Below are 8,585 nucleotides of genomic sequence, written 5' to 3'. Positions count from 1 at the left end.
CCCTATCAAAGAGCCGAGCGATGAAACTCTTTTATTCGTCCGCGCCCGCGCCCGTCGCTGCGCGCAGCGCCCTGGCTGCCGCCGTGGCGGCGTTCGCGCTGGCAGGTTGCGCGAACTACGCCGGCATCAAAAGCGACAAGCAAATCGCGCAGCCGCAAAGCGATGCGCTGCAAGCCGCGCAAAGCCTGCCGTCGCAAGGAGGACAGTGGCCCTCGCTCGACTGGGCAAAGCAGTTCGGTGATCCGCAATTGCCGCAATTGATCGACGAAGCGCTGGCTGGCAGTCCGTCGATTGCGCAGGCGCAGGCGCGCATCGCGAAGGCGTCGTCCTATATCGAGTCGTCGCGCTCCGCGCTTTATCCCAAGGTGAACGGCTCGTATTCATGGTCGCGCGAACTGTACTCCGCCAACGCGCTCTACCCGCCTCCGTTCGGCGGCTCGTGGTATAGCGAAAACAATGCACTCGTGAGCGCGTCGTGGGACCTCGATCTGTGGGGCAAGAATCGCGCACGGCTGGATCAGGCGGTCTCGCAGCAGAAGGCCGCCGAGGCCGACATGCAGCAGGCGCGCGTCACGCTGGCGGCGTCCGTTGCGCAAACCTATAACCAGCTCGCGCTGCTCTACGCACTGCGCGAAGTGGCCCAACGGGAGATCGCGAACCGGACGGACATCGGGCGGATCACGAACGGCCGTGTGCTGGCAGGGCTCGACACGAACGTGGAAAGCCGCACCGCTGAAGGCAATATCGCGACGAGCCAGACGAACCTGTCCGAACTCGACGGCCAGATCACGACCACGCGTTATCAGTTGGGCGCGTTGCTCGGTCAAGGCCCGGATCGTGGCTTGAAGATCGCCACACCGGTACTCAATACGAAGATCGAGGTCACGCTGCCGGACAACGTGCCCGCCGATCTGATTTCGCGCCGTCCGGATATTGTCGCGGCCCGCTGGCAAGTGGAAGCAGCGACATCGGACATCAAGGAAGCGAAGGCCGAGTTTTTCCCCGACATCAATTTGTCGGCGGCGGCAGGTTTCGATGCGTTCGGGTGGGGCCGCTTTCTCAACTTCACCAGCCGTCAGTTCAGCGCGGGGCCGGCCATCCATTTGCCGATCTTCGATGCCGGCGCATTGCGCTCGCAGTTGAAAGGCCGTTACGCGGACTTTGACCTGGACGTAGCCAACTACAACCAGGCCCTGATCAACGCGCTCAGCGAAGTCGCCACGCAAATCTCGTCGATCCGTTCGGTGGATCAGCAGACCAGCGACGCCGCGCGAGCCCTCGATGCCTCAACGCATGCGTACCAGCTTGCCGTGATTCGCTACAAAGCGGGTTTATCGCAGCAACTGCAAGTGCTCACCGCCGATCAGAACCGGCTCGCGAACGAGCAGACCGTGACGAATCTGCGCATGAAGCGCCGTGACCTGCAAGTGGGTCTCATCAAGGCGCTGGGTGGCGGATTCGACGCCGCGGATACGAACCTGGCCATCGACGGCGTGTTGAAGGACGCGTCGAAGAGCGCACCGTCGCAGACCGCGTCGACTGCGTCAAAGACAGCCAACTGAATCGACTAGCAGCAACCCAAGACAGAGAATACGGAGCCATTCATGAGCGACCCTCAACAAAACGCCGCAGCCGCAGCCGCGCCGGCGCCCAAAACCAGCAACACCAAGCGCCGGGTGTTGATGAGCCTGATCGTACTGGTCGTGATCATCGCGGCGATTGCTTACGGGCTGTACTACTTCCTGATCGCGCGTTTCCACGAAAGCACGGATGACGCCTACGTGAACGGCAATATCGTGCAGATCACGCCGCAAGTGGTCGGCACAGTGATCTCGGTGAACGCCGACGACACGCAAACCGTGAAGATGGGCGACCCGCTCGTTGTGCTCGATCCCGCCGATTCCAAGGTCGCGCTCGATCAAGCCGAAGCGAATCTCGCGCAGACGGTGCGCCAGGTGCGCACGCTGTTCGTCAACGACAACCAGTACGCGGCGCAAGTCGCGCTGCGTCAGTCAGATCTCTCGCGCGCTCAGGACGACTTGCGCCGCCGCATGACGATTGCGCAGACGGGTGCGGTCTCGGGCGAAGAAATCTCGCACGCCAAGGACGCTGTCCGTGGCGCGCAAGCATCGCTCAACGCGGCGCAACAGGAATTGCAGTCGAACCGCTCGTTGACCTCGAACACGACCATCGCCAGCCATCCGAACGTGCTCGCCGCTGCCGCGAAGGTCCGTGATTCGTACATCAACTTTGCCCGCAACACCATGCCGGCGCCGGTGACGGGTTATGTCGCCAAGCGTTCGGTGCAGGTCGGCCAGCGCGTCTCGCCGGGCAATCCGCTGATGGCGATCGTGCCGCTGAACGGCGTATGGGTCGATGCCAACTTCAAGGAAGTGCAGCTCACGCATATGCGCATTGGCCAGCCGGTTGAACTCACCGCCGACGTGTACGGCTCCGGCGTGGTGTTCCACGGCAAGGTGATCGGCTTCTCGGCTGGCACGGGCTCGGCGTTCTCGCTGCTGCCGGCGCAAAACGCCACCGGCAACTGGATCAAGGTGGTGCAGCGTCTGCCGGTGCGGATCGGGCTCGACCCGCAGGAACTTGAGAAGCATCCGCTGCGTATCGGTTTATCGATGAACGTGGACGTGACGATCAAGGACGAGAACGGCGGCCAGCTCGGCGCCGCGCCGAACACCGTGTACCAGACCGACGTGTTCGCCAAGTACGGCGATCAGGCCGACGCTGAGATCGCCCGCATTATCGAAGCGAACGAAGGCACGTCGGGTCCGGGTACGGGCGGTTCGCAGAAGACGTCGAAGGAAAATGTTCAGCCGGCGACGAAGCAAGACCTCGCCAAGCTGATGTAAGCGCCAAGTTTTCCCGGAACCGTCATATGTCTCAACCCAACGCCGTTCATCCGCCGCTAGAGGGCGCGAAACTCGTGATCGGTACGATCGCGGTCTCGCTCGCGGTGTTCATGAACGTGCTCGATACGTCGATTGCGAACGTGTCCATTCCGTCGATCTCCGGTGACCTCGGGGTATCGTCGGATCAGGGCACGTGGGTGATCACGTCGTTCGCGGTCGCCAATGCAATCTCGGTGCCGCTGACCGGCTGGCTGACGCAGCGCTTCGGACAGGTGCGCCTGTTCATGACGTCGATCGTGCTGTTCGTGATTGCTTCATGGCTGTGTGGGCTCGCGCCGACCCTGCCCTTTTTGCTCGCCGCGCGCGTGTTGCAAGGCGCGGTCGCCGGCCCGATGATCCCGCTCTCGCAGACCCTGCTACTCGCGAGTTATCCGAGAGCGAAAGCGCCCATGGCGCTCTCCATGTGGTCGATGACCACGCTGATCGCGCCGGTTGCCGGGCCAATCCTCGGCGGGTGGATCTCGGACAACATCTCTTGGCCGTGGATTTTCTACGTCAACATTCCGGTGGGTTTCGTCGCGGCCATTGCCACGTTCATGATCTTCCGCGACCGGGATTCGGTCATCCGCAAGGCGCCGATTGATACCGTGGGTCTCAGTCTGCTCGTGTTGTGGGTCGGCTCGCTGCAGATCATGCTCGACAAGGGCAAGGATCTCGACTGGTTCAACTCGACCACCATCGTGGTGTTGACGCTGATTGCCGTGATCTCGCTGGCATTCTTTATTGTGTGGGAGCTGACGGCGGAACATCCGGTCGTCGACTTGTCACTCTTCAAGCTGCGCAACTTCACGGGTGGGACCATCGCGCTCGCGATTGGTTATGGGCTGTACTTCGGTAATCTCGTGCTGCTGCCGCTCTGGTTGCAGACCGACATCGGCTACACGGCGACCAACGCAGGCCTCGTACTAGCGCCAGTCGGACTGTTTGCGGTCTTGCTCTCGCCCGTGGTCGGCAAGTTCCTGCCGCGCATCGACCCACGCAAGATTGCAACCGTTGCGTTCCTCGTCTTCGCGCTCGTGTTCTGGATGCGCTCGCGCTATACCACCGGTGTCGATACTTTCTCGTTGATGCTGCCCACCGTGATCCAGGGCATCGGCATGGCTGGATTCTTCATCCCGCTTGTGTCCATCACGCTGTCGGGATTGCCGGGAAGCCGAATTCCAGCGGCATCGGGCTTGTCGAACTTCGTACGGATCATGTGCGGCGGCATTGGCACATCGATTTTTTCGACGGCTTGGGATCATCGATCCAACGTTCATCACGCGCAACTCATGGAGCAGGCGAACGCGTATAACCCGAACTTCACTGCATCCATGCAGCAGTTCGGTGCGGCGGGCTTCAACCAGTCGCAGGGTTATGGGCTCTTCAACAGCATGGCCACACAGCAGGCCGCGCAGTTGGGCGTGAACGACCTGTTCTATATATCGGCGGGGATATTCGTCGCGCTGATCGCGCTGATCTGGATCACGAAACCGGAGCGATCCGGCGGCGGAGATTCCGCAGCCGCGGCTTCGGCGGCGCATTGAAGTTCAGTTGATATGCGACAAAAAAACGCCACGAAATTTCGTGGCGTTTTTTTGCATTGCATTGGCCGATTTCTAAGCCGCCGATACCACCAGCCGCTCCGGCGCCAACACGCCCTCACCCGCTCGCGCTACGCCGAGCAAACGCTGGTCATCGAGCGCATAGACACGCACGCGGTCCGCAGTCGCGGGGGCATCCGCAATGTCCGATAACTTCAGCCGCTGCCCTTGCGCGAAACGACGCGTGGCATCGGCGTCGAGATGAACAGCCGGGAACGTCGACAACAACGCGTCCACCGGCTGCAGCCAGCTATCCCGCTCGTCGGGCGCGGCTTCTGCAAGCGTGTCGAGCGTGACCGCGTGTTCGAGTGTCAACACGCCTACGCCGGTGCGGCGCAGCGCAACCAGATGCGCACCACATCCCACCTTCTCGCCGATATCTTCGGCAAGCGTCCGCACGTAAGTGCCTTTGCTGCATGTCACGCGAAACGTCACATCCGGCAACGCACACGCGATCAGATCAAGCGCATGAATGGTCACGTTGCGTGCTTCGCGCTCGACCGTCTGCCCCGCCCGCGCGTACTCGTACAACGGCTTGCCGTCGCGTTTCAGCGCGGAATACATAGGCGGGACTTGCGCGATCTCGCCACGAAAATGCGCCATGGCAGCGTGAATAGCGGCTTCGTCACAGGTCACGTCACGCGTTTGCAAAGCTTCGCCTTCTGCGTCGCCGGTCGTTGTGCGCACGCCGAGACGCATCGTTGCTTCATACGTCTTATCTGCCTCGAGCAGATCCTGCGAAAACTTGGTCGCTTCGCCGAAACACAGTAGCAGCAGACCCGTCGCGAGCGGATCGAGCGTGCCGGTGTGCCCAGCCTTCTTCGCGAGATAGATTTTCTTGGCGCGAATCAGCGCGTCGTTACTCGACAGTCCGAGCGGCTTGTCGAGTAACAACACGCCATCCAGGACACGACGCGGGATCTTCGGGCGGGTAGAACCGTTCATCGATCAGGCGCCCTTCTCGTCGTGTGGTTTGTTTTCTTCTTCGTCGGCTTGCTCGGGCGCTTCGTCGTCCAACGCACGCGTTGAATTCGCTTCGTCGATCAGTTTCGACATTTCCACCGCCCGCACCACAGTCTGGTCGTAGTGGAAATGCAGCGTTGGCACGGTATGGATATGCAGGCGCTTGAACAACAGATTATGCAAATGCCCGGCTGCATGATTCAACCCGGCTTCCGTTTCCTTCGGGTCGCCGGTCAGCGTCGTGAAGTACACCTTCGCGTGGGCGTAATCGGGCGTCAGTTCGACGCTCTGAAACGTCACCATACCAATGCGCGGATCTTTGACATCGCGCACCAGTTCGGAGAGATCGCGCTGGATCTGATCCGCAATCTGCACATTGCGGTTGGGTGAAGTACGTTTCTTGGCCATGATGTTTCCGTAAATTGGTATGCGCCGGACTCGTGTGGACGCTCAAAGGGCGTTCGCCCATGCAAATAAAAAGGGCGGAGCGGGCGTGAAGCCCCCTCCGCCCTCGAGTCCAGCGGTAAATCTCTTATAGCGTACGCGCGACTTCCGTCACTTCGAAGATCTCGAACTGGTCACCTTCGACCATATCGTTGTAGTTCTTCAGCGAAATACCGCACTCGAAGCCCTGACGCACTTCCTTCGCATCGTCCTTGAAGCGCTTGAGCGAATCGATCTCGCCCGTGTGGACGACCACGTTGTTGCGCAGCACGCGAACCATGGAGTTCCGCTTGACGACGCCGTCGGTAACCATACAACCCGCGATCGCGCCAATCTTCGGTACACGGATGATCTGGCGAACTTCCATCATACCGGTGACCACTTCGCGCTTCTCCGGCGCCAGCATGCCCGACATGGCTGCCTTCACTTCATCTACAGCGTCATAGATGATGTTGTAGTAGCGAATATCGATACCGTTCGACTCTGCCACCTTGCGCGCCTGAGCGTCAGCCCGCGTGTTGAAGCCGATAATGACCGCCTTCGATGCCGTTGCCAGGTTGACGTCCGACTCGCTGATCGCGCCGACCGCGCTGTGCACGATCTGCACCCGCACTTCGTTGGTCGACAACTTGATAAGCGACTGCACCAGCGCTTCCTGCGAACCTTGCACGTCGGCCTTGACGATCAACGGCAGGTTCTGCACGTTGCCTTCCGTCATGGACTCGAGCATGTTTTCGAGCTTCGCTGCCTGCTGCTTCGCCAGCTTGACGTCGCGGAACTTGCCTTGACGGAACAGGGCGATTTCACGCGCCTTGCGTTCGTCCGGCAGGACCATGACTTCTTCACCAGCGCCCGGCACTTCCGACAAACCTTGAATCTCGACCGGAATCGACGGACCCGCCGACTTGATCGGCTTGCCGGTTTCGTCGAGCATGGCCCGAACGCGGCCAAAAGCCGAACCCGCCAATACGATGTCACCGCGGTTCAACGTACCCGACGTCACCAGGATGGTCGCAACCGGACCCTTGCCCTTGTCGAGCTTCGCTTCGATCACGAGACCCTTGGCAGGTGCATCGACCGGCGCCTTCAGTTCCATGACTTCGGCTTGCAGCAACAGGTTTTCCAGCAAACTTTCGATGCCAACACCCGTCTTCGCCGACACTTCGATGAACGGCGAATCGCCACCGTATTCTTCCGGCACCACGCCTTCAGCCACGAGTTCCTGCTTCACGCGCTCAGGAGCCGCGCCCGGCTTGTCGATCTTGTTGATCGCCACGACGATAGGCACGCCACCCGCCTTCGCATGAGCGATGGCTTCCTTCGTTTGCGGCATCACGCCGTCGTCGGCTGCGACCACCAGGATCACGATGTCCGTTGCCTTTGCACCGCGAGCACGCATGGCCGTGAAGGCCTCGTGACCCGGCGTGTCCAGGAACGTAATCACGCCGCGCGGCGTTTCCACGTGGTACGCACCAATGTGCTGCGTAATCCCGCCCGCTTCGCCCGACGCGACCTTCGCGCGGCGAATGTAATCGAGCAGCGAGGTCTTGCCGTGGTCGACGTGACCCATGACCGTGACCACCGGAGGACGCGGCAGGCGTTCGCCCACTTCTTCCTGCGTTTCGCCTTCGGAGAGCAGCGCTTCCGGATCGTCCAGCTTGGCCGCAACCGCACTGTGACCCAGTTCTTCGACGACAATCATCGCCGTTTCCTGGTCCAGCACCTGGTTGATCGTGACCATCTGGCCCAGCTTCATCATCACCTTGATGACTTCCGAAGCTTTCACCGACATCTTGTGCGCCAGATCCGCCACTGACACGGTTTCCGGCACATGCACTTCCCGCACCACCGGTTCTGTCGGCGCCTGGAAGTTCGTCTGATCCTGATGCTTGCCGCGACCCTTCGGGCCGCCGCGCCAGCCGCGGTCTACACCGCCGCTGGTGTCGCCACGCGTCTTGATACCGCGACGCTTGGCTGCATCGTCCTGCCAGCTGCTCTTGCCACCGGCCTTCTTCTTGTCCGGTCCCAACGACGGCGTGGTTGCCGCCGGTGCGCCTGCAGCCGGCTTTTTCGCCACTGCCGGACGTGCCGGGGCCGAACCTTCCGGACGTGCCGGCTTGTGCAGCGTGCCCTTGGCTTCAGCAGCCTTCGCGCCTTCCGCCACCTTGGCGGCAGCAGCAGCCGCAGCTACTGCAGCAGGCGTCGGCTCAGGCGGTTTCGCCTGTTGAGCCTTACGCGGCGTATTCATCATTTCGCGGATAGCGCGTGCTTCGGCTTCAGCCGCTGCACGACGTTTCGCGATCTGGTCATGCTCGGCGCGAGCCTTTTCGGTCGCGGCGCGCGCAGCGTCTTCCGCCTTCTTCGCGGCTTCGCGTTGAGCGGCGCGCTCGGCGGCGGCCTTCTCGTCGACTTGCGGCGCGGCGACTTCGGCCTTCACCGGTTCGTCAGCGACCTGTTCCGTCTTCAACTCCGTGCGGGATTCCTTACGCGCCGTAGAAGCACCACGCGAGATTTCCGCGGCTTCCGCCTGAGCGGCAGCACGCTTCGCCTCTTCTTCCTCGGCACGGCGGCGCTCGGCTTCAGCAGCCTCTTCACGCGCAACTCGTTCCGCCTCTTCGCGCTCGAAGCGCTCCTGGCGTTCCTTGAGTTCGAGCGCTTCCTTCTCAAG

6 protein-coding genes are annotated in these 8,585 nt (G+C 61.5%); 3 read left to right on the top strand and 3 right to left on the bottom strand.

Annotation, left to right across the window (positions count from 1 at the left end):
* Positions 1-20: 20 nt before the first annotated feature.
* Genes JWR14_RS29550 through JWR14_RS29540 form a run of 3 tightly spaced genes read left to right on the top strand, consistent with a single transcriptional unit; the run spans position 21 to position 4,453 of the window.
* Positions 21-1,562: an efflux transporter outer membrane subunit gene (locus JWR14_RS29550; protein WP_299716281.1), complete on the top strand. Its 1,542-nt coding sequence runs from the start codon at positions 21-23 to the stop codon at positions 1,560-1,562.
* A gap of 42 nt (positions 1,563-1,604) precedes the next feature.
* Positions 1,605-2,867, top strand: coding sequence for an efflux RND transporter periplasmic adaptor subunit (locus JWR14_RS29545; protein WP_299716278.1), 1,263 nt, complete (start codon positions 1,605-1,607; stop codon positions 2,865-2,867).
* Between the two features lie 26 nt (positions 2,868-2,893).
* Entirely contained in the window at positions 2,894-4,453 is a 1,560-nt protein-coding gene (locus JWR14_RS29540; RefSeq protein ID WP_299716275.1) for a DHA2 family efflux MFS transporter permease subunit, read from the top strand.
* Between the two features lie 72 nt (positions 4,454-4,525).
* Here JWR14_RS29540 and truB read toward each other — a convergent pair whose 3' ends face one another.
* The 3 genes from truB to infB form a co-directional block, all read right to left on the bottom strand.
* Positions 4,526-5,455 carry a tRNA pseudouridine(55) synthase TruB gene (gene truB / locus JWR14_RS29535; RefSeq protein ID WP_299716273.1) on the bottom strand — a complete coding sequence of 310 codons (930 nt, stop codon included), beginning with the start codon at positions 5,453-5,455 and terminating at the stop codon, positions 4,526-4,528.
* Between the two features lie 3 nt (positions 5,456-5,458).
* Positions 5,459-5,881 (bottom strand): 30S ribosome-binding factor RbfA, encoded by a 423-nt coding sequence (rbfA, locus tag JWR14_RS29530; RefSeq protein WP_299716270.1) that lies wholly within the window; start codon positions 5,879-5,881, stop codon positions 5,459-5,461.
* Between the two features lie 124 nt (positions 5,882-6,005).
* Positions 6,006-8,585 (bottom strand): translation initiation factor IF-2 (gene infB / locus JWR14_RS29525; protein WP_299716267.1); only part of this gene is annotated, 2,580 nt, incomplete at its 5' end.

This window comes from Caballeronia sp., from assembly GCF_028292365.1.
In the GTDB taxonomy this organism is placed as follows: Bacteria; Pseudomonadota; Gammaproteobacteria; order Burkholderiales; family Burkholderiaceae; genus Caballeronia.
The sequence above is the reverse complement of the archived record's forward strand: the minus strand, read 5'-3'. Positions and strand labels throughout refer to the sequence as shown.

Excerpts from the sequence above, each read along its gene's own strand:
- JWR14_RS29550 (WP_299716281.1), top strand. The coding sequence starts at position 21 with ATGAAACTCTTTTATTCGTCCGCGCCCGCGCCCGTCGCTGCGCGCAGC.
- JWR14_RS29545 (WP_299716278.1), top strand. The coding sequence starts at position 1,605 with ATGAGCGACCCTCAACAAAACGCCGCAGCCGCAGCCGCGCCGGCGCCC.
- JWR14_RS29540 (WP_299716275.1), top strand. The coding sequence starts at position 2,894 with ATGTCTCAACCCAACGCCGTTCATCCGCCGCTAGAGGGCGCGAAACTC.
- truB (WP_299716273.1), bottom strand. The coding sequence starts at position 5,455 with ATGAACGGTTCTACCCGCCCGAAGATCCCGCGTCGTGTCCTGGATGGC.
- rbfA (WP_299716270.1), bottom strand. The coding sequence starts at position 5,881 with ATGGCCAAGAAACGTACTTCACCCAACCGCAATGTGCAGATTGCGGAT.